The sequence below is a fragment of the Streptomyces sp. NPDC020958 genome, assembly GCF_055562175.1.
The window spans coordinates 638351-659066 of record NZ_JBVHFU010000001.1; the positions used below are offsets into that span (position 1 = coordinate 638351).

The 20716-nt window shown below is 68.3% G+C and carries 20 protein-coding genes; 11 read left to right on the plus strand and 9 right to left on the minus strand.

Features of this window, described 5'->3' with window-relative positions:
- The first annotated feature begins 6 nt into the window (after positions 1 to 6).
- The 5 genes from ACZ3KP_RS02930 to ACZ3KP_RS02950 all read left to right on the plus strand — a co-directional run bounded on the left by ACZ3KP_RS02930 (position 7) and on the right by ACZ3KP_RS02950 (position 4312).
- Entirely contained in the window at positions 7 to 867 is an 861-nt protein-coding gene (locus ACZ3KP_RS02930; RefSeq protein ID WP_387145379.1) for an MBL fold metallo-hydrolase, read from the plus strand.
- A gap of 89 nt (positions 868 to 956) precedes the next feature.
- The gene (locus ACZ3KP_RS02935) at positions 957 to 1535 is read left to right on the plus strand and encodes a TetR/AcrR family transcriptional regulator (protein WP_387145376.1); all 579 of its coding nucleotides are present in this window, start codon (positions 957 to 959) and stop codon (positions 1533 to 1535) included.
- A 76-nt stretch (positions 1536 to 1611) separates the two neighbouring features.
- Positions 1612 to 2394: an SDR family oxidoreductase gene (locus tag ACZ3KP_RS02940; RefSeq protein ID WP_387145373.1), complete on the plus strand. Its 783-nt coding sequence runs from the start codon at positions 1612 to 1614 to the stop codon at positions 2392 to 2394.
- Positions 2395 to 2500: 106 nt separating this feature from the next.
- Positions 2501 to 3313, plus strand: coding sequence for an oxidoreductase (locus ACZ3KP_RS02945; protein ID WP_381161678.1), 813 nt, complete (start codon positions 2501 to 2503; stop codon positions 3311 to 3313).
- A gap of 285 nt (positions 3314 to 3598) precedes the next feature.
- Positions 3599 to 4312, plus strand: coding sequence for an SDR family oxidoreductase (locus ACZ3KP_RS02950; protein WP_467495825.1), 714 nt, complete (start codon positions 3599 to 3601; stop codon positions 4310 to 4312).
- A gap of 741 nt (positions 4313 to 5053) precedes the next feature.
- Here ACZ3KP_RS02950 and ACZ3KP_RS02955 read toward each other — a convergent pair.
- The 8 genes from ACZ3KP_RS02955 to ACZ3KP_RS02990 all read right to left on the minus strand — a co-directional run bounded on the left by ACZ3KP_RS02955 (position 5054) and on the right by ACZ3KP_RS02990 (position 13507).
- A complete protein-coding gene (locus ACZ3KP_RS02955) occupies positions 5054 to 5458 on the minus strand; it encodes an alpha/beta fold hydrolase (protein WP_387140912.1) in 405 nt (134 codons plus the stop codon).
- A gap of 552 nt (positions 5459 to 6010) precedes the next feature.
- The gene (locus ACZ3KP_RS02960) at positions 6011 to 6967 is read right to left on the minus strand and encodes a thiopeptide-type bacteriocin biosynthesis protein (RefSeq protein ID WP_387140918.1); all 957 of its coding nucleotides are present in this window, start codon (positions 6965 to 6967) and stop codon (positions 6011 to 6013) included.
- Between the two features lie 11 nt (positions 6968 to 6978).
- On the minus strand, positions 6979 to 8121 hold the full coding sequence (locus ACZ3KP_RS02965) for a lanthionine synthetase C family protein (protein ID WP_387140921.1): 1143 nt from the start codon (positions 8119 to 8121) through the stop codon (positions 6979 to 6981).
- Positions 8118 to 11150 carry a lantibiotic dehydratase gene (locus ACZ3KP_RS02970; protein WP_467495827.1) on the minus strand — a complete coding sequence of 1011 codons (3033 nt, stop codon included), beginning with the start codon at positions 11148 to 11150 and terminating at the stop codon, positions 8118 to 8120. The genes ACZ3KP_RS02965 and ACZ3KP_RS02970 overlap by 4 nt, the downstream gene beginning before the upstream one ends.
- A gap of 70 nt (positions 11151 to 11220) precedes the next feature.
- The gene (locus ACZ3KP_RS02975) at positions 11221 to 11415 is read right to left on the minus strand and encodes an FxLD family lanthipeptide (protein ID WP_387140926.1); all 195 of its coding nucleotides are present in this window, start codon (positions 11413 to 11415) and stop codon (positions 11221 to 11223) included.
- Positions 11416 to 11479: 64 nt separating this feature from the next.
- Complete coding sequence (gene fxlM / locus ACZ3KP_RS02980; RefSeq protein WP_387140929.1) at positions 11480 to 12706, minus strand: methyltransferase, FxLD system; 1227 nt, start codon at positions 12704 to 12706, stop codon at positions 11480 to 11482.
- A 148-nt stretch (positions 12707 to 12854) separates the two neighbouring features.
- Positions 12855 to 13037 carry a DUF5999 family protein gene (locus ACZ3KP_RS02985; protein ID WP_387140932.1) on the minus strand — a complete coding sequence of 61 codons (183 nt, stop codon included), beginning with the start codon at positions 13035 to 13037 and terminating at the stop codon, positions 12855 to 12857.
- Positions 13038 to 13114: 77 nt separating this feature from the next.
- Entirely contained in the window at positions 13115 to 13507 is a 393-nt protein-coding gene (locus ACZ3KP_RS02990; protein WP_387140934.1) for a DUF6415 family natural product biosynthesis protein, read from the minus strand.
- Between the two features lie 310 nt (positions 13508 to 13817).
- Between ACZ3KP_RS02990 and ACZ3KP_RS02995 the strand changes: the two genes are divergently transcribed.
- Positions 13818 to 15092 (plus strand): hypothetical protein, encoded by a 1275-nt coding sequence (locus ACZ3KP_RS02995; protein WP_387140937.1) that lies wholly within the window; start codon positions 13818 to 13820, stop codon positions 15090 to 15092.
- On the plus strand, positions 15089 to 15646 hold the full coding sequence (locus tag ACZ3KP_RS03000; RefSeq protein WP_387140940.1) for a GNAT family N-acetyltransferase: 558 nt from the start codon (positions 15089 to 15091) through the stop codon (positions 15644 to 15646). Before ACZ3KP_RS02995 ends, ACZ3KP_RS03000 begins: the two co-directional genes overlap by 4 nt.
- Positions 15647 to 15884: 238 nt before the next feature.
- On the opposite strand, the gene ACZ3KP_RS03005 is transcribed toward ACZ3KP_RS03000, so the two are convergent.
- Positions 15885 to 16208, minus strand: a complete 324-nt coding sequence (locus tag ACZ3KP_RS03005; protein WP_387140943.1) for a pyridoxamine 5'-phosphate oxidase family protein — start codon at positions 16206 to 16208, stop codon at positions 15885 to 15887.
- A gap of 782 nt (positions 16209 to 16990) precedes the next feature.
- On the opposite strand from ACZ3KP_RS03005, the gene ACZ3KP_RS03010 reads away from it, so the two are divergent.
- From ACZ3KP_RS03010 to ACZ3KP_RS03025, 4 genes are all read left to right on the plus strand, one after another.
- A complete protein-coding gene (locus tag ACZ3KP_RS03010) occupies positions 16991 to 17527 on the plus strand; it encodes a hypothetical protein (protein WP_467495830.1) in 537 nt (178 codons plus the stop codon).
- A gap of 3 nt (positions 17528 to 17530) precedes the next feature.
- Positions 17531 to 18646 (plus strand): MAB_1171c family putative transporter, encoded by a 1116-nt coding sequence (locus ACZ3KP_RS03015; RefSeq protein WP_387140949.1) that lies wholly within the window; start codon positions 17531 to 17533, stop codon positions 18644 to 18646.
- Between the two features lie 28 nt (positions 18647 to 18674).
- On the plus strand, positions 18675 to 19874 hold the full coding sequence (locus ACZ3KP_RS03020) for a metal-dependent hydrolase family protein (RefSeq protein ID WP_467495832.1): 1200 nt from the start codon (positions 18675 to 18677) through the stop codon (positions 19872 to 19874).
- Between the two features lie 312 nt (positions 19875 to 20186).
- On the plus strand, positions 20187 to 20711 hold the full coding sequence (locus tag ACZ3KP_RS03025; protein WP_387140955.1) for a peptidylprolyl isomerase: 525 nt from the start codon (positions 20187 to 20189) through the stop codon (positions 20709 to 20711).
- Positions 20712 to 20716: the final 5 nt, after the last annotated feature.

Consider the following 20716-nt stretch of genomic DNA (forward strand, 5'->3'; position numbering starts at 1 on the left):
AGATCCATGACCGGACTGCGCTACGACGTCTTCGTGACACCCGCCATCGCGCAGAGCAGCGGCACCCTGAACCTTCCCGACGGGGAGGCGATGGTGTGGTCGCCGATCGCGACGACGCTGATCTACGGCGAGCACGACGCCATCCTCGTCGACCCGCCCTTCACCACCGACACCACCCGCGAGGTGCTGGCCTGGGTGGAGAAGACCGGCCGCACTCTCACGGACATCTACATCACGCACGGCCACGGCGACCACTGGCTCGGCGTTCCCGTCCTGCTCGAACGCTTTCCCCACGCGGTGGTCCGTGCGACGGCGGGAACCAAGGCCCACATGACCGCCCTGTCCACGCCCGAGGCCCGCGCACCCTTCTGGGAGGCCCTGTTCCCGGGCCAGATCCCGACGGGCCCGGTCGATGTGCGGGTCGTCGGGGAGGAGGGGCTGAGCCTGGAGGGCCACGCGCTCATCCCCGTCGAGGTCGGGCACAGCGACGGCGACGACACGACCGTGCTCTGGGTGCCGAGCCTGAAGCTGGCCGTGGCCGGTGACGTCGTCTACAACGGCGTGCACCCGGCGCTGTCCGACTCCGCGGGCGGAGGCCTCGACGCGTGGCGCCGCGCCCTGGACCAGGTCACGGCGCTGGGCCCCCAGTTCGTGGTGGCCGGCCACAAGGACCCCGCCCGCCCGGACGACCCCGCCGACATCCACCGCACCCGGCGTTACCTCGACGACGCGGACCGGCTGTTGCAGGGTTCGCCCACGCCGACGGAGTTCTTCGAGGAGATGCGGCGCCTGCATCCCGAGCGCATCAACCCGGGCATCCTCTGGTTCGGCGCCCTCAGTCTCCTGGGCGCTGAGCCGGCGCCGTAGGCACTGCTCCTCAGGGAGCTCGCCGGCCTGCGGGTCACGGACCGACCGATATTTGACCCGCAGGTACAGAAAAGCTTACGGTGGGTGTCATGGGAAGGCCCAAGCAATTCGATCCGGACGCGGCGGTCGAGCAGGCGATGCAGGTGTTCTGGCGTCACGGCTACGGCGCCACCACACCTCAAGGCCTGGTTGACGCCCTGGGGATCGGCAAGGGCAGCCTGTACAACGCCTTCGGCGGTAAGCGTCAGCTGTTCGACCTGGCACTGCGCCGCTACCTCGATCTGCAGAACGCGACCGTGGCGCAGCTGCTGGACGGCTCCGGGCCGGTCAAGGAGCGGCTGCGTGAGGCGCTGCACTTCATCGCCCAGACGGACCTCGCCGACCCCGACCGCCGTGGCTGCATGGCACTGAACAGTGCCATGGAGTTCGGCCGCACGGACGCGGCTGTGACGGCGCAGGTGCAGGGCATGTTCGACCGCATGGAGGGCGCGTTCTGCGCCCTGATCGAAGAGGGGCAGCGTACCGGGGAGATCGCTCCCGGGCGTGATGCGAAGGCCCTGGCCAGCCTGCTGCTGAACACCGTGAACGGCATGAAGCTCACGGCCCGCGTCGAGTCGGGACCGGACCGCCTCCGCAGGGTGATCGACACCACCGTCGACCTCATCTGACCCCTGCCACCGGCCTGATCGTGCACGGACCACCTGCGGCCAGATTTTGTACCTACGATTCAAAAAAGGATTGATCATGAACTTCGACCTGGCGAACAAGACCGCCGTCGTGACCGGAGCCAGTCGTGGCATCGGACTGGCCACCGTCCAGGCGCTGACGGCCGAGGGGGTCCGTGTCCTCGGCGCCGCCCGCACGATCACCGGCGAGCTCAAGAAGACCGGAGCCATCACGGTGAGCGCCGACCTCGGCACCGCAGAGGGCGCGCGCACCCTGATCGACACGGCCCTGGCCGAGCTGGGCGGTATCGACCTGCTGGTCAACAACGTCGGCGGCGGCGACGACCTCGCCGTCAAGGGCTTCCTCGACACCGACGACGAGCAGTGGGCGTCCATCCTGGGCATCAACCTGTTCAGCACCGTCCGGGTCAGCCGGGCCGCCCTCCCCAGTCTCATCGAGCGCAAGGGCGCGATCGTCAACGTGTCCTCGCTGGTCGCCCACCTGCCGGGTCTCGGCCCCGTCCCCTACTCCACCGCCAAAGCGGCACTCACCGCACTCGGAAAGGCCCTGGCCGACGAGTTCGGCCCCCAGGGGGTGCGGGTCAACACCGTCTCTCCCGGGCTGGTGCGCAGCTCCATCTACGACAGCCCGGAGAAGTTCGGCGGGCAGATCGCGGCGGCATTCGGAATGGACATCGCCACCTTCGTCGAGCAGGCGCCCGCAGCGATCGGCATGACCACCGGCCGCCTGGTCGAGCCGAAGGAAGTGGCATCCCTCATCACCTTCCTCCTGTCCGGCGCCGCCGGCAGTGTCGCGGGTGCGGACTACGTGATCGACGGCGGGCAGCTCAAGGCTGTCTGACCCTGCTGCACGGCGCGGCCGGCCGGCGGTGTCTCTTCTCGGATGCCCGGAATCCGGCTACCCTCATTAAAGTATGAATGTAATTTAAAAGAGCCAGGAGATAGTCATGACAGCAAACAGGCCGGTGGCGCTCGTGACGGGCGCGTCCTCGGGTGTCGGCAAGGAAGCGGCGCGCGCCCTCGTCGACGCCGGGTTCGACGTGGTCGGAACGAGCCGGAAGGCGACAGGGGACACCACGCGCGGCGTGACGTTCCTCCCCCTCGACGTGACCAGCGACGACTCGGTCAACAGCCTCGTCCGGCAGGTCATCGAGCGGTTCGGACGCATCGACGTCCTGGTCAACAACGCCGGGGTCGGCGCCAACGGTGCCGCCGAGGAGATCTCCGTCGCCCAGGCGCAGTACCTCTTCGACGTCAACGTCTTCGGCCTCATGCGCATGACCAACGCCGTCCTGCCGCACATGCGCGGCCAGGGACGCGGACGGATCATCAACGTCTCCTCCGTAGGAGGGTTCGTCCCCAACCCCTTCATGGCCATCTACGTCGCGACCAAACACGCGGTCGAGGGCTACTCCGAGTCCCTGGACCACGAGGTCCGCGAGCAGGGCATCCGGGTGCTGCGCGTCCAGCCCGGCCCCATCAACACCCCCTTCGACCAGAACATGGTCCAGGCCGACAACCCACTGCCGGTCTACGCACGCCAGCGGGCCGTCTTCGACGAGGTGGTGCAGGAGCAGATGAAGGGCGGTGACCATCCCGCCGCGATCGCCAAGGTGATCGTCGCAGCGGCCACCGCAACGAAGCCGAAACTGAGCTACCCCGCCGGCTCGATAGCCGCGCGCGTGAGCGTGCTGCGCCGCATCGTCCCCGCCCGCGCCTTCGACAAGAGCGTCCGCAAACTCAACCGGATGACCGGCTGACAGCCACGGGGAACCAGAAGCGCCCCACACGTAGATCCCGGTGCGCCTGATGCCGCCCGGTCGGCAGCCCGGGTTCTGCGCGAGAGGCCCGCGGCCGCGACAGCGGCGCCGGTCCGCCGGAATCCACCCGGCCGAAGACCGTCCGACACCGGATGGTTCACGGGCTCGGTGTCTCCGCACTCGGGGAAGCTGATGCGGTGGCGCACCGCGCACGCCTCCCGCCGTTCACACCGCCGGTGGCCGACCGGCCAAAGAACCACACCCGTTGGAAAGAAGGAACACCACATGCCCTCCCTCGATGGAGCAGTCGTCCTCGTCACCGGCGCCAACGGCGGCATCGGCACCCACTTCGTCCACGACGCCCTGGCTCGCGGCGCCGCCAAGGTCTACGCCACCGCCCGCTCCCCCCGCACCTGGGACGACGAACGCATCGTCCCCCTGACTCTCGATGTCACCGACCCCGCGTCGATCGACGCGGCCGTCGCCGCCGCGGCGGACGTCACCGTGCTCGTCAACAACGCGGGCGCGAACCCGCCGAGCGCGAGCCTGCTGGACGTCACCGAGGCGGACATCCGGGCGAACATGGAGACGAACTTCTTCGGACCCGTCCTCCTCGCCCGCGCCTTCGCACCGATCCTCACGGCCAAGCCGGCGTCAGTCCTCGTCGACGTGCACTCCGTCGCCAGCTGGTACGCCTTCGGCGGCATCTACAGCGCGGCCAAGGCCGCACTGTGGTCGGCCACCAACTCATTGCGCATCGAGCTCGCACCCAAGGGCGTCCACGTGACGGGTGTGCACATGGGCTACGTCGACACCCGGATGGCCGCGCACGCCGACGGACCCAAGATGGAGCCGGCCCAGCTCGTGACGACGGTCTACGACGCTGTCGAAGCCGGCGAGTACGAGGTCCTGGCCGACGAGTTGACCGCTCAGGTCAAGGCGGCTCTGAGCGGCCCGGTCGAGGCGCTGTACCCGGACCTGCGCGGCACGGACGCCTGAGCATGTCCTTCGGTCCTGACATGTATCTTTCCACGTCGGGCCCCCGCGATCCATGGCGTTGAAACAGCTGACCGGCGTCGAGGAGGTGTGCACCGCCCAGTTCGCCGAGCCGCCGACGACATCGGCCGCTCGACCCGGCAACAGCCCGATCGGCAGCGCGGCAGCGACCAGGGGGAGGAATGCCCGGTTGATCTGGGCTTTGGCTGAGGCGAGTGAGGTGTGGTCGCACACGTTGATCGCGTCCACCCAGGCCAGCTGTGTCTGCTTGCGTCCGTGCAGGTCGCGAGCGCCGACTGGAAGACGACTTGCGCTACACCGTCGATCTTCCGGTTGTCCGGGGGACCGCGGTCTCGATCCCGTCGGTCACCAGCCATAGGACCGGGTTGTGCTCGGCGAGGCGGATCTGACGATGAGCGGTCGGCCTGACGGGCGCAGGCCCTGCGCCCTCAGCGCCGGCTGGCCGTCCACGGGGCCACCACGGCCGGCGTCTGACCGCGCTTCACCGACGCTGCCGGGCACACGGTCGGTGTTCGCTTCGGGCACCGGCCCAACACGTTCCGACGGAGGCCGGGACGAGGACCACATTCGGACCGCCCCGCCATGGGCTGCGCGCCCCGCGCCTGCACGACACCGTGCGCAACGAGACCTGGAAGGCCGCCGCTCGGCCCGGAACCGCCGTGACGGTTCGCCAGTCGGCCTGGCACCCTCACGGCCTGCGGTCCCGGCACTGCGCCGTCGAAGCTACTCGTCGATGAACTGGACCGCGTGCTTCAGGAACCGCTCGGGGTACTGGAACTGCGCTCCGTGCCCGGCGTCGGGGTAGATGATCAGCTGAGCGTCGGGAATGTTCTGGGCGAGATGCCAGGAGTTGATCGAGGGGATCATCACATCGTTCTCGCCGTTGACGACCAGCGTCGGCTGGGTGATCGCGTTCAGGTAGACGAAGGGCGTCTCGCCCGGTCGCATCGGCGCGTAGCCGTGGGCCGCCTCCGCCTGCGCGTTCATGAGTTCGGGGGAGCTCAGCGGTTCCTGGTTAACTCGCTGGTGACGCTGCTCCCAGAAGGCTTTGCCCGCTTGCCGCGCGGCCTCCGAACGGCCGAAGAACAGGTAGAGGAAGTCATCCGCGCTGATCCGCGAGGCATACACCGATCCGGCCCAAGGCGCCCGGGCGATCGCGCTGTGGGCGCGGAGCCGTCGCCTCGGCGGCCGGCCCGGTCGCGGGAGGCGCGGCTCACAAGCGGAGGCTTCACATCGCGGCTCGCCCAATCGGCGAGACCCGGTCCGCTCCGGTCCAGGCCAGAGCGATCGCCCCGTCGAGGAGTGCTCGCTGCGCCGTGTCGCCCACACAGTGCGCTGCGAACTCGTGCTGGTGGTTGGTGGCGTGCGCCAGAGCCACTCACCATACAGACCCGAATCTACCTGGTGGGAGCAGGACCCGCGGCGGGCGCGTTACCGCTTCGCGTGTGGGCCGGAGGACACCAGAGAGGCAAGCCGATCGAACTCGTTGCACTCTGGCCCCTGTCCGGGGCCGTACCCGGATCCATGACGAGGCGGAAGGCCGACCCGATTGGCACCCGATGCACACCGTGCTCGCTTACGTCGCTGACCAGTCCCGCGCGCTCCCCGAGGCGATCCCGGCAGCGGTGGTGGCCGCCCTCCTTGTAGAGCGGGTGGTGCAGCTGCCGCGCGGCCGCTGCCTCACTGACCGAGCACTGCTTCGCGCGCCGCTCGGGACCAGATGGCCTGCTGCTGGGTCGTGAAGCCCATCCGGTTCCAGTGGAAGATGATGTGCCTGGCCAGGATGGTGCGGAGGCCGAGGCCGAGTTGCTTTGCCCCTGCCGCGTCCGCCAGGGCCTTTCCGCCGTGCTCCATGCCTGTCGTCCAGTCCGTCAACGCCGACAGCGGACCGTCAGCGAGCAAGGGGCCGGCGTCGAGTGTGAGGAGCTTCCGCATCGCGTCGACTATGGCGTTGACCTTGTCGGCGGATACGTCAGCGGGCAGCGCCCGTCTGGCCTCGACCTGACCCCACACGTCTCCCTGTTCACCCCACTCAAGGCCTGCGGCACGTAGGAAGAGGGCGAGTATGAGCAGGGATGTGGCCTTGGCGTCGAGCAACCCGCCCGGGCGCCCTTCGGCCACCTGGTCGTAGGTGAGTACCCCTGCGCTGTCGGTGTGAAATAGACGGTGGGCGATGGCCATCCCCGCCAACCCGCCGAACGCGATGGTCTCCGGCTCGTACATGGAGGTCCGCCACTCTTTCACGACGCCCCAGGAGACAGCCGAGTCCAGTGCCTGCTGCACGCGACCGATGGTGTCCTCCATGTGCGCGGCTGGCGCGGGTTGGACCCTCAGCCTCCAGCAGGGGTATTTCCGGACGAACCACCAGGCGCTCACCTCGCCTTCGCTGAGGGAGGGCAGGAGGTAGGTGCGGAACGTCCGAGCGGCGGACGGGTAGTCGGCGAAGGTGACGTTTGCCTGATACCAGCCTGTTGCTGGGTGCGCGAGCGCGGCACGGCCGGCGGCCTGGTAGCGCTGGACTGCGTCGGCCAGGAGGGCTGGGGGTGCCGGTACGCGTCGGGCCGCTTCCTCGATGGGCATGCCGCCGAGGACGGCTAGGACGGCGACCTCGACTGGGTTGGTGTCGTGTTGCTGCATCTGGGTTCCTCCTAGTTCAGCAACAGGCAGGCGTCCCAGTCCGTCGCGGTCACGGCGCCGGGCTCGGCGCTCATGAACGCGAGGGAGGCGCCGGCCGCGCCCTCCAAGAAGCCGGGCTCCTGCGGTGCTGGGGCGGCGAGGAACCGTTCGGGCGCCCGAAGGAGCCAGTCGTGGAACGGCCGAGAGGTCTCGGTCTCCGCGGCGACGCGCTGCACGGTGCGGATCAGACCTCCGACGCCATGGCATAAGCCGCGGCTGGTGAGCTGGTCGAGTTGCCGGGAGTCGGCCAGGCAGTACAGCAGGGCGCGCTCGGCCATGCGTTGACGGTCGCTGTCGTCGAGGGCGATGGCGGCGAGCTGCTGAGCGCGGACGATGCCGGGGGTGCCGTAGCACCAGGACGGCGCGGCACTCAGGGTGGGGGCCTGCCCGGTTTTGCTGACCCAGCGGGGCCAGCGGATTCCGTGGTGGTCGGTCTGTTGGATGCCGTCCAGCCAGCGCAGAATCCGGTACATGGCGAGTTCGTGCCGGTCCACGGTGATGCCGCGGCGCTTGGCCAGAGCGAGCAGCGCGAGGGGGCCGGTGATGCCGTGGGCGAGGCCGGCGTTGGCGTGCCCGCCCGGGGTCGCTGCCGCGTTGTTCGCCGGCGCGTGGCCGACCCACCAGCCGGGCAGTACCTGCCCACCGGCGCCGGTCACCGGCTCGGTGAGCTGGACCAGGTACTCCAGCACGCTGCGCAACTCCTGGCCCTCGGGCTGTCGACGCAGCAGGAGGGCGCCGATGCCCGTCAGCCCGCGGAAGAGGTCGTACTCGGCGAAGGTGGTGTGGACCCCTTGGTCGATGCGTGTGTGCGCCGCGGCCAGGCGGCGCCGGGCGTGCGCCGCGACGATGTGGTCCAGGGTACGGAGAGCCCCGACGTAGCGGTCACTGCCGACGGCGGCCAGTTGTAGCACGTACGTCATCGCGGGAGCGCCGACGAACAGGTTGGCGTCGTGGCCGTCGATGAGCGGACCTGCTCCGGCGAGTTTCCGATGTGCGACCTGGAAGCTGGCGAGCCCGGCGTGGGCTCGCTCGATGTCGAGGAGGGCGGTGCCGAGCGGGCCGCGTGCCAGGGACTGCCGAGTGGCGGGGTTCATGTCGAGCGGGACGGTGGTCACCGCGGGGCTCCTTCTGCGCGGGTGGTCCAGGACAGTGCGGCGGTGCGGGCCAGACGGCGACAGGCCGCTTCGGCATCCTGGTCGATGCCCGCAACGCGGTTGTGGTGCATGTGAAGCAGGGACGGCAGCACCCCGGAGGGGTCCGTGGCGGCCGCTTCGAGGGCGTGCCGGTATTCGCCGAGGCGCCTTCGGCGCAGCGCCCATACGTCGGCCACGTGAGTGCCGCGCGGAAGTGCCCGCAGGGCGGCGGCCTGGTCGGAGTCCGCGCCGGAAAGGCGGACGGCCAGGGCTTGGACGTCGCGGGGGCTCGCGTCACCCTCGTTCTTCAGGAAGTTCGTCGTCAGCCAGGTCCGGCCGGCCGAGGGAGAGCCGAGGAAGGCGGTGGCGATGTCCACCAGGCTGGCGCTGGTGACGGCTGGCTTGTGGCTGTCGGGCACGGGCATGACGATTTGAGCGATGGCCGCGGCGGAGTCAGCGGCGAAGTAGCGTTCAGCGGCCTCCAGGACGATCCCGGTGCCGTACCGGCCGGTCTCGGGTGTATCGGTATCCCACTGCACTCGCTGGATGAGACCTTCGCTGCGCAGCTCGGTCGCCCATGCCGCGGTCCGTTGCACGACCTCACCGAAGGCCTCGGGAGACGGGAGGCGCAGGCGCAGCCGCAGGTGGCTGTCGGGGTCGGCATAGCGGCTGAACCAGACGTCCGGCGCCTGAGAGCCGAACTCCAATAACAGGCGTGGCAGGTGGGGACTCAGTACCTCGGAGGCCCGGTCGGGGTTGCCGTACAGCTTCAGATACGCCCAGGGGGAGGCGCCGGGAAGCCGGCCTGCGTCCCGGCTCACGACAGCGTCGCGGCGGTATGCGGGCGCGGGGACAGGGGTCTGGCCGGCGGCGAACGGGATTGTCACCTCGTGCGCGCGTCCTACCCAGCCGAACGCGTCCTCCGGCGGTGCCTCGTGCAGTACCACGGCGCCTTCGCGGTCCACATCGGCGCGGAGCAGATGCCCATGGGCTGGGACGTCGAGGTCGAGGCGGAGCCGCTGGTCGTCGCTGCCCAGGTATACGGTCCGGGGGACGCCGTAGCGGGTACGCCAGTTGGTGAAGCGGACGGGCCAAGGTCCACCCCCGTCGAGGTCTCGGGTGCGGAGCCGCCAGCAGGCGGGGGACAGGATGGTGCGGCCGACTCGTATGGCGGGCAGGAACGGCAACTGCGCAGCAGCGCCCCAGGAGAAGGGGAGCAGAACTACGGTGTGTGAGCGGTGGAGTTCGGACACGAAGCGGGCCGCGGGGTGGGTGGCGTTGCTGAGTTCGACGGCGTTCATGATGGAGGGCTCGATCGGTTGGCCGGTGGCCAGCGACACCAGGTAGAGCTGTTGCGCATCGGCGACGACGCCGAGGTCATCCGCCTTGAGGGCAGCGTCGGGGTTGCGTTCGCCGACGGACAATACGTTGGATACGACGGCCGGGGCTCGGCCGACGTTGCGCGTCGGCACCCGCAGGGGCGGGCTGGAGACCTGGCCGCGGCCCGCTCCGGCGGTGAGGGTGGGCAGGCTGGCGTAGGCGGCGATCATCCGTTCCCGGTCCGGCCTCTCCAGCATGGTCAGGAAGCGCCCGGTGGTGGTGCCGGCGCCGAGGGACAGCCCCACGGTGGATAGCTTGAAGTCGCCTCGCTCCACGTCCTGGGCGGAGGCGGCCAGCACGCTGAAGCACAGCTCGATGTGCGCGGGTACCGGGCCGGGCTCGCCCAGGGATAAAGCCGTGATGTCTTCTGGAGCCAGTACGACTTCGCGCTGATGGCTGAGCGCCGCATCCTGGGCGAGGCCGAGGAGGTGTTCGTCGCGGCGGGTGGCGGCCAGCACCGGCCGCTTCAGCATCGTCGCGCGGTAGCCGACGGGGTAGCCGAGACCGGTGTCCGGGTCGATGAGGTCCAGGAGCGGCACAATGGCGCCCAAGCTGTAGCGCTCCAGGAAGCGGACGCGGTAGTCCTTCCAAGCAGGGGAGCCGCTGGGGAACGGCGTGATCCGCGCCATGACCTCCAGCGCCTTCTCGGCCTCGCGGGTCACTACCTCGGGCAAGACGATGTCGCAGTCCTGCCGCAGGTTCACGACGAGCGTCCGGTCGACGATGTCGGTGACCGCGATCATCCTCTCTGTGGCCTGCGCACGCAGGGCCCCTTGTTCGTGCACGGGGCCACTGTCGTGCCAGGTGAGGAGATTACGGATCTGCCGCAACTGCCGCGACGTGGTCGTGGCTACGTCCGCGGCCTCGAGCTGGTCGATGAGATGGCCCAGCGCGTCATCGCACGTCATGGGTGCGTGAAGGCTGCTCAGCAGGACGCGATGGGCGACGAGGTCGCGCAACATGTTCTGGACCATGAGGGGCGGGGCGTCGGGATACTCGCTCACCAGCTTGTCCGCGAGGTCGCCGACCGTTATCTCGCTTCGGGCCATATCCAGCACGGATACGACGGCCGGGGTGCGCCGCAGCCTGGTGTCGGTAGGGCCGTCGACTCCCGGCTGGTGCAGCACCGTGACGTGCCCGCCTCGTACGGTGCACGCGGGATTGACGATCACGGGCAGCCGGCGCAAGACATGCGGGTCGTGTTCGAGGGTTGCGACGACGTCGTGCAGCCACTGGGAGTCGGCTCGCGCGAAGGCGCGATGCCCGCCGTTCCACTCGACTCGCGCCGACGGGCCGATGCGCAGGGGCGCCGGCCCGGCGAGCAGCCCGAACGGCGTGGCGCGGTACTGCATCCGCAGCAGGTAGCGAGCCAGAGACGTGGCAGTGCGCCGGACGGTTCGCGGCCGCTGAGGCTCGTCCTCGAGGACCTGGCGGATGGACCTGACGAGCAGGGGACTGGCGATCTCGATCGCGGAAGTCCGGGTGTCGTCGGCCCAGACCTGGGCGATCCACTCTTTCCACCGGGTCACGTCGGCCGGGGTGTCACCGTCCAGGTCAGGCCAGGGAGGCAGTGCCGCCGACAGAGGGAATGCAGACACTCTGATCATGCCTGCGTCAACTGCGTGGTACATGGCTGTGCCTCCTTCGTGGTCGCGGTGGTTCGGGGGCCGGTCTGGCAGGCCGGCCCCCGGTGCGGCAGTGTCAGCCGCCGATGCAGGTGCTGTTGGAGCAGGCGGACTGGCAGGTCGCGCCGCAGCCGTCGCCGGTGTCGTTCAGCAGCGCCCCGGGCACAGCCACGGACGCGATGGTCTCGATGTGGAGGTCGAAGTCTGACCCGCCGTCGGCCGTGAAGTCGGTCGCGGTCTTCAGGGGGAGGCTGGTGCTCTGCGGTGCCATCTCGTTCTCCTCGTAGTGAGAGGGGTGGATGTGCTCTGCCAACCTGGCTGTGACGCCGGCAGCGTCACGGCCAGGAGATCGTGATCCGCGAGTGCGGCCGGTCGACGACCCGGCCCGCGGGAAGCTGGCCGTCCGGCGTGCCCGCCGGGTAGACCTCGATGTGCGCGCGGTCGCCGCGGTGCTCGCGGTTCCACGTCTGGATCTCCGCGACCAGCCGTTCGGCGACATCCTGGGCGCGTGGTCCGTGCCCGATCGCGCCGAGCTCGAACCGGTCCGGGTCTTCGGTGCGTCGCACGGTGCGGTAGGCGAAGCTGTCGCCGTCCACGAGGGTGGGGATCCCGAGGGGCGAGGCGGAGGCGACCAGGCCACGCTGCCGCGCGGCGGGCTTGGCCGCCATGAGGGGCAGGTTGTCCAGCGCGGTCGTCAGCCACAGGTCCAGGTGCTCGTTGGACTCGTCACCGGCGAGCATCACCGCCGACCACGCCTCGTGGCGCGGCATGTGCAGTGCCTCCGTCAGGGCCTTGGTGTCCGGCTGGGGGTGGTCGTCCAGGCGCAGGCCGATCTCCTCTCCCTGCACGTCGTGGATGAGGGCCACCTGCATGCGGTTCTCACCGGTGCCCTGCATTGGGACGAAGCCGCACAACTCGAAGCCGTCGCTGATCAGCCGGTGGTCGTCGCGCACGAAGGCGACGGTGCGGGTTAGGCCGCGCATGCGCAGTGGAACGACGAGCCTGCCGCCCGTGGTGAGCTGGTGCAGCCACGACGACGGGATGTCGGCAGCCTGAACGGTGACGATGATGCGGTCGAAGGGCTGGAAGTCGATAGCGCCGCTGCCGCCGTCGGCCGTGATGATGGTGACGTTCCGGTACCCGGTCTCCTTGAGGAAGCCTACGGCGCGCTGGGTGACTTCGGGGTCGATGTCCACGGTGACGACGTGGCCGTGCTCTCCGACCAATTCGGCGAGGTAGGCGGCGTTCACCCCGCCGGAACCGATCTCCAGGACGTTCATCCCCGGCTGGATATCCGCCTGCTCGATCTGCATGGCCTGGATGCGGGGCGCCGACACCGAGCTGATGTCTACGCCTGTCTCGTCTGTCTTCGTGATCAGCGCGGACTCGGCGTTGTACGCCTTCTCCATCTCCACCTCGGGCGCGGCGAGGTGCCGGGGGACCGCGCGGAACGCGGCTACCACCTGCGGGCTGCGGACGGCTCCTGTCTCGATCAGGTGCCGCACCATCTGGTTGCGCAGCTCCTGCTCGGAGACGGGTGGGGTCTGGGGGGTGTCGGTCATGCCGGGGACGGTATCCACGTGGGTCTCCTTCTCGGCGCCCGCGCGCCGAGGGGTTGCGGGCTGATGGTGCGTTGGTCGGCGCGGGGCACGCCGGGGAGTTGAGCCGTCCGGCTGCCCACCGTCACTTCAAGGGCGCTGGATGGTCGTTCTAGGCGGCGGGCCGGCGCGGTGCGATGACGCGGCCGTCCGGCAGCAGCTCGCCGGTGTCGTCGAAGACGAGCACGTCGTTGCACAACACCGCCCAGCCCTGAGCGTGGGCCCGGGTGACGACCTTCGCGGCCTCACGATCGGGGGCCTGGGCGGTGGGGCATCGGGGTTCGTGCTGGCACACGGTGCTCGCCCTCTCGGAGGGGCTGTGCGGGTGGGGCCCTCTTCGGCCGTTTCGGGACGATGGGGAAGCCGGAGCGGTCAGCATCCGCTCACACCCTCGACGACACCGAGGCGCTCCAGGCGGTAGACCAGATCGGTAGTGATCGATCCCATGCGTCGAAGGAGACCAACGGCTTTGCGTGGGTCGCCGGACAGCTCTTCGACCCGCACTGCACGAGCCAGCACGATCAGTCGGGCGGCCTCGGTGTCCCTCTCCTCCGCCCTGTCGAGCAGGGCGCGGTTCACCAGCTGCATGAGGGCGCCGCGGAAGCGCTGAGCCAGTTCCTCGGCCGTGTCGTAGTTGGGGAGAAAGGCCACCGGGTGGTCGTCGTCGCCGAGGACGGTGTCCAGCCCCTCGTTGACCTCATCCCAGTCCACGGGCTCCCACCGCCGGGCCGCATTCAGGACGCGTTCCAGGCCGGCCACCTGCATCGGGGGCTCCCACGTCGACGGCGGGACATTCGGGTTCCTGGGACGGACCGGGGGTGCTTCCTGTGCTAACGCTGCTGTGCCGTTCACTGGACCCCCTTGATGACGGTGTCTCCGCTGACGCCTTGCGCGGACGTTTTCCTGTCGATGGCGGGCCCCTCCAGCGATCACGCGGGGAGCGCCTGCCTCACACAGGTAACCGCCCAACTACCGACGGTGGACAGGCAATTCCGCTGAGGCTTCGTTGGCGTACGACCGGAAATTTTTACCGACGAGGATGCTCAGGGACGGTGGACGCGGCTACCTTGACGCCATGACGGGGAACCCGCACCTTGCAGCTCGGCTGGAGAAAGCAGGAATGAAGCAGGCCGAGCTGGCGGACCGACTCAACACCAGGCTCGGCGCGCTGACGGGCCGCCCCGGCAAGCTCACCGACCGCCACGTCCGGAACTGGTTAACCGGAAAAACTCGCTGGCCGCAGGCAAGACAACGCGTCGTTCTCGAAGAAGAATTCGGCGTGCCAGCGGAGCAACTGGGCTTCGTCCCTCCCGCTGCACGAGAGCGAGCACCTTCGGAGGACCCAGTGCGGCGACGGACCTTCACCACAGCGACGGCGTCTCTGACCGCCGCCGCCTTTCTGCCCGCGGTCCCTTCCAACGGATCAGCACGGCTGGGCATGAGTGACGCCGACAGGCTGGAACGCAACTTCGCCGAGCTGGTCAAGGGCGACAACGAAGGCAGCAGTACCGGCATCCGGCTGGAGACACGAGCCCTGGCACACGCCCAGCACGCCCTGGACCTGCAAGCAGTGGGCCAGGCCAGCGCCCGCGTCCGCCGCCGTCTGTACTACCTGGCGGCCGCGTTCACAGGCACCGCACTCTGGGCCGCCGTCGAGGCGCAGGAGACCCAGCGAGCTCAAGGACACCTGCACAAGGCTATGACGCTGTCCGGCATGGCGGGCAGCAGCGAGATGCACATGCGGCTGTGGGGACACGCGGCTCTGCTTGCCTTCCAGCAGCGGCACATGCATGACGCTCTGGCAGCGGCGGAGGCCGGCAGGCGCTCGCACGTGTGCCGCAGCGACGCCCTCTTCCGCTCCCTGGCCAGCGCACGCCTCGCCGGGATCCAGTCCGCGGCGGGTGAGGACTCCGCAGCCTTGCGTACCCTGGCCCATGCCGAGCAGACGTACGAGCGGGCCGACCTCGAAGAACAACGACCTGCATGGATGTCCTTCTTCGACCGCGCAGAACTGGACGGCCTGGCCGCCCTCGTCATGGGGCGGATCGGCCGGCACGACGAGTCCGAGGCCCGTCTGCACCGTACCCTGTCGCTGCTCCGCCCAGAGTTCCACCGCAACCGCACCTACTACTCCATCCAACTGGCGCTGGCCCAACTCGCCCAGGGCGAGGCGGATCAGGCCGTGGCCACTGCGCTGCCCCTCCTGCCAGAAGAGGGTGAACCGCTAATGGCCGGAAGGAACGGGAGACTTCTACGCCAATTCGACCGCACGCTTCACCGGTTGGCACCCGGGGCAGGGTTCGTGATCGAGTGGCAAGAGCGCTTCACCGAAGGAGAGAAATCACTGTGAGTACGGTCGACGTAAAGCACTTCGTTGCTGCGGACCTTCCCGAGATCCGGCAACAGATACTCGACATCCACGTCGAGGTCCGACACCGCGACTTCGGACTCACAGGCCCGTTCTACGACGTCGACCGATTCGACGAGCGGCTGTCGTCCTATGCGTCCCGACCCGGCTGGACTGCGGTGCTGGGCTACGAGGATGGTGAGCCCGTCGGCTTCTGCTTCGGCACCACCCTTGCACCCGACACCAGATGGTGGAACAGCATGCTCACGCCACTGTCCGAGGACACGACCACCGAAGACGGAAACCGTACCGTCGCACTCAACGAGATCGTGGTCCGTAAGCCTTGGCGGGGCCGAGGTGTCGCATGGCAACTCCACGAAGCGTGGCTGACCCACCGGGCGGAACAGCGGGTGACACTCCTCGTGAATCCGGCGAACGGAGACGGGGCCGTGCAGGCTGTATATGAGGCATGGGGCTATCGAAAGATCGGCGACCAGAAGCCCTTCGCGGACTCTCCCGTGTTCTCCGTGATGCTGCGCCCTGTCAAGCAGAGCTGACACGTTCCGCCGGTTGCTCGGCGGCTGGACCAGGAGCCCCGCCGGCGCGGTAGTGCCGACAGCGTCGGAGGGGCGACCGCCATCTCTTGTGAAATCAGAGGTTCCGGTTGCCGTGAGCTTCCCACGTGATCGCACCGCGCGGGCCATCACCTCAGTGGAGGTGGGGCCTTTTCATGCCCTGTCGTCCTCGCCATGGACGCGGCGCAGCCGTCACGCGCGCCGGTCACCTACTACCTGCTCAGGCAGTGCGCGCTGACGGTGTCGGCTGGGAAAGGCTGGTCACTCCCATGGTCCGAGTGATCGTGATCTCGATGACAACTCGCTTCGGATCGGGAGCCGGGGTCCGTCCATGGCGGTGTGCGTAGCGGGCGACAGCGTCTTCCACCGCAGCAGCATCGGTGCGGACCTCCGCTGTGCGCTCCAAACTCGCCCAGCGTCCTGCGTCGACCTGACAGACAGCCACATGTGCTTCACCGGGTCGGTGCGCCTGAATGTTGGCCACCTTCTTGCTTGATTTGCGAGTGGTAACGCGAGCGATGCTTGCATCGATGTCGATGGTCACACCGACGGGCACAACATGAGGGCTTCCATCAGGGCGAAGAGTGGTCAGTGAGCACAAGTGATACCACCCCAAAACTCTGAGTACCCGGGCATCTGGCTGAATCTGTCCGCTCGCATGACCAGGAGGATAACGCGGCGAGGCCGGGGAGACCGCAGACCTCTCGCCACCGCTGCACTCGATGCTGCATCTCACGAGGGTGCCTTTCCGGTAGGTAAATTGATATATGTCTGAAATCTCCCCTCGCTTATCATCTCGAAATGATAACGAATCCGTGCAGCCAGTGGCGGGGAGCGAACAAAATGAACACAAGGGTAAGTGGCAGCTCAGGTGCTTGATCGACATTCTTTTTGACTGATTTAAGCGGATTTCGCCTACCTATTTTCAGCCCTCCTCGGATCCCGTAGAGGGACTTTCGATCGTTGATCACTTACGGGCCTCACGTAAGGTCCGAAGGGTTCCTGGGGGCCTCTCCGGAGGCATTTGTTCGGTTGGCTGCCGTTCGCGCTTGCGACTAAGCGGCTAACGGAGGTCTCGTTCGACCTCGCAATCCGATCGCTTCGGCACGCCGTCACTTCATGTGGGCTGCCCCGGGGACGGAACATCTTTGACCCGTGGTGGCTGACGCACGGCTCCGAGCGCGAGCTCCGTTCAGCCGGTACGAAGGGATTGCACAAATGTCTCCGGGAGAATGCCCTCGTGGCGTGCCGGAATCTACGGGACCCGTGCGGGGGTGGGCGGGACGTCGGCGGCTGGGGCGATGGCGTACGGCCGAGAAGCGCACTGTGGAGCGCGGCCTGCACCGTCGACTGCGGCAGGAGTTGCGCAGCCTCGGTATCGCCCCGCCTCTGGACGTAGAGAAGCTGGCCAGGGCGCTGGGCGAGCGGCGCGGACGTCCGATGGTCCTGCGCCCCTTCGCGTTGGAAAAGCCCGGCCCTTCGGGCCTGTGGGTCGAGATGCCGAAGACTGACGTGGTCCTCTATCAGGAGGAGACGACCCGGCTGCACCAGCGGCAGATCATCCTCCACGAGCTCCTCCACATGATCGTCGATGAGTGGGAGGAAAGTTGTGAGGTCGCTGAGCGTTCCCCGGGCGAGTTCGTCGAGGAGTGGTCAGTCCTGATGCCCGTCCTTGACCCCAAGTTGATCCGGCGGGTCGCCGCCCGATGCTCGTACGAGGACGCGGAGGAGTGCTCGGTCGAGCTGGCGGCCACGATCATCCTGGAGTGGTCCTCGGTTGTGGACGCGCTTCCTCCGTTGTCGGAGGACCCCCGAGTGCGTCGGGTTCAGTCCGCTCTGGGCGACCGACGAGGGTGGTTGTAGGTCGTGGCGAAGTACCTTCTGCTGATCATCGCTGTCGCGGTCGTGTGGCGGCTCTACCTGTGGATCCGTGCTCCGCACGACGCTCCCACGCGGTCGGTGGCACTCGCCTTCCTGTTCATGGGGCTGTCGTATCCGGCGGCCATGCCGGGAGGCGCCAGCGGCATCGACACCCTCGCCGGGCACGGCATGGCCCGGCTCGCCCAGAACCTGTTGCTGTTGCTGGCGGTCTACTTCCTGATGTGCTTCTACCTGTACTCGGCGGACGGGTCGGGAGCGCGTCGTCGTGCCCGGTGGGAAGGCGTCGTCATGACCCTGGTCGCGGTGGGGATCACCCTGGCCGCCGTGACCGTGCCGCGGGATGAACTCGGCAAGCCGTATGTCACCGTGGACATGACGGTCCCGCAGATCTTCGTCTTCTACACCGTCGCCGGCCTGTACCTGATGTACGCGATCGGTGCCGCCGCATGGTGGTCGGCCGCCTACGCGCGCATGTCACGCCGGCCGCACGCCACCGGCCTGTGGATGGCCGCGATCGGCCTGGCCGGGATGGCTGCGGCCTCTGCGATCCGCGCGGTCTTCGTCACCGTGCGGTGGAGCGGTGGTTCTGTGCCGTATCGGGTCAACACCTACGCGTCGCTCTTGCTGGTCGTGTCCAGCCTCCTCTTCGCTGCGGGCGTCACGTACTCGGTGGCCCGCGCCAGGGCCACTGCCATGCGGCTGTGGCTGCGTCGGCGACGCGATCACCGTCGGCTGGCCCCCCTGTGGCAGCTCCTGTTCGAGGTCTATCCCCAGAACCACCTGCGTCCCGCTTCGTTGGGGTTCTGGGATCGGTGGCGGGCCCGTGGTGTCCACCGCCGGTACCACCGCCGGATAGTGGAGTGCCGGGACGGACTGGTCGACATTAGCCCCTACGTGGTGGGCAGGGGAGAAGACGTGAACCTCCTGGACCTTGAGCCCGCTCAGCTGGCCCAGCGTCTGCGCGTCGCCGCCGACATGATCAAGAACGATGTTCCGGCACCGGGGCCGGCTGTCGCCCTCGCGATGCCGAAGGGGGAAGACCGGGACGAGGACGTTCGTCAGCTGATCGCGGTTTCGGACGTACTCCGGCTGACCGCGTGACCACGAGAGAACGAGGAGACGACACGACATGCTGATCACGGCCGACCGGATCCTGACCGGTTCCGGGACGTACCTGGAGGACGGCGCCATCCTCGTCGAAGGCGCCACGATCACCGCGGTCGGACCCCGCACGCAGCTCGCCTTCCGTGCCGACGCGGACGAGACGCACCTCGCGTTTCCCGACGCGACGGTCGTTCCCGGGCTCATCGACACCCACGTCCACCTGGTGTTCGACGGCAGCAGCGACCCGGTGGCCGCTCTCCGTGCTTCGGACGACGAACACCTCCTGTCGGAGATGCGCCGACGCGCGGAGCAACTCGTCCGCAGCGGTGTGACGACCGTTCGGGACCTGGGCGACCGCAATCACCTGGCTCTGCGTCTGAACGAGGAGATCGGCCGAGGCGACACACCTGGGCCTCGTGTCGTGTCCGCGGGCACCCCGTTGACCACGCCCGGAGGCCACTGCTACTTCTTGGGCGGCGAGGTCTCCGGCGAGGCGTCAGTCCGCGACTTGGTGCGACGGAACCTGGCGGCGGGTGCCGGCGTGATCAAGGTCATGGCGACCGGAGGCGGTCTGACCAAGGACGGGCCGAAGAGCTGGCAGAGCCAGTTCTCGGCGGACGAGCTTCGCGCTCTGGTGGACGAAGCACATCAGGCTGGCGTGCCCGTGGCCGCGCACGCCCACGGGGTGGACGGCATCTCGGCGGTCGTGGACGCGGGCGTGGACACCATCGAGCACTGTTCCTGGATGGCGGAGGACGGCTTCGGCCTGCGCCGAGACGTGCTCAAGAAGATCATCGATCAGGACATCGCCGTCTGCCCGGCTGTCAGCCCCCACTGGCAGATGGTGCCGCGTGTCTTCGGCGAGGAGCGGGCGAAGGTCCTTTTCGGGCAGGTCCGGGAGATGGCCGAAGCCGGAGTCAAACTCATCGCCGGCACCGACGCTGGAGTGCAGCGGACCGGGTTCGACGGGTCGCTCGTACCCGCCCTCGCGTTCTACGCGCACCTGGGCATCACGAACGACAGGATCATCGACATGGCCACCGCCCACGCGGCCGACGCACTGGGTGTCGGCACCTCGGCCGGTCGCATCGCCTCTGGTTTCCGTGCCGACCTGCTGGTCGTCGGCGGAGATCCGCTGACCGACCTCGATGCCCTTGGGAGCATCCGTGCGGTGATCGCCGCCGGACAGATGCACGAGCCAGGCTCTGGGACTGATCAGTCGTAGCCCCTCGGGCAGCCCAAGGCTCATGGAGGGCGTCTGGGCCAAGCGAAGCCCCCGTCATCGTCTTCCGATTCCGACGCGAGGACGATGGCCGACGTCGTGATCTTCGGTGACGAGCCGTAGCCAGCCATGCTCCCACAGCCGCCCGGCGGTGACGGTACGTGGACTGTCGTCCGCCGACTCCGAGGGGCGGCGGACGTGCGGGATGGGCTCGGTGGGACCTGATGTTCGAGCGTGCGACGGGCGTGTCCTCGCCTTGACCTGCGCAGTTGTGCTGTTCCATTTGCGGGGACACGGATGACGGGACGGAAGTCCATGGTTCAAGAGCTGACCGCCACGTTGCATACGACACTGGGACAGATCGTCGTGAGGCTGTTTCCGGAGTCCGCGCCAGAGACGGTCGCGAGCTTCAGTGGCCTGGCCCGGGGGACCTGGACGTGGAGAGATCCACGGACGGGCGAACTGGGCTTCGGGCCCCTCTACAACGGAACGATCTTCCACCGGGTGGTGGCCGGCCTCATGATCCAGGGAGGTGACCCACAAGGCGATGGCACAGGAGGACCGGGCTGGGAGTTCCCGGACGAAATCGACCCGTCGGTGAATTTCGACCGGCCGTACATGGTGGCCATGACCACCACGGCTCCGGACACTGTCGGCTCGCAGTTCTTCATCACCCTCAGGCCTGCACCGCATCTCAACGGCCGACACACGATCATCGGCGAGGTGATCCAAGGGCAAGAGGTCGTCGACGCCATCGCGAAGATCCCCGCTGGCCGCAACGGTCGCCCCATCACGGAAGTCATCGTCCAGTTCATCAAGATCGACCGACAGGGGACCTGAGCCAG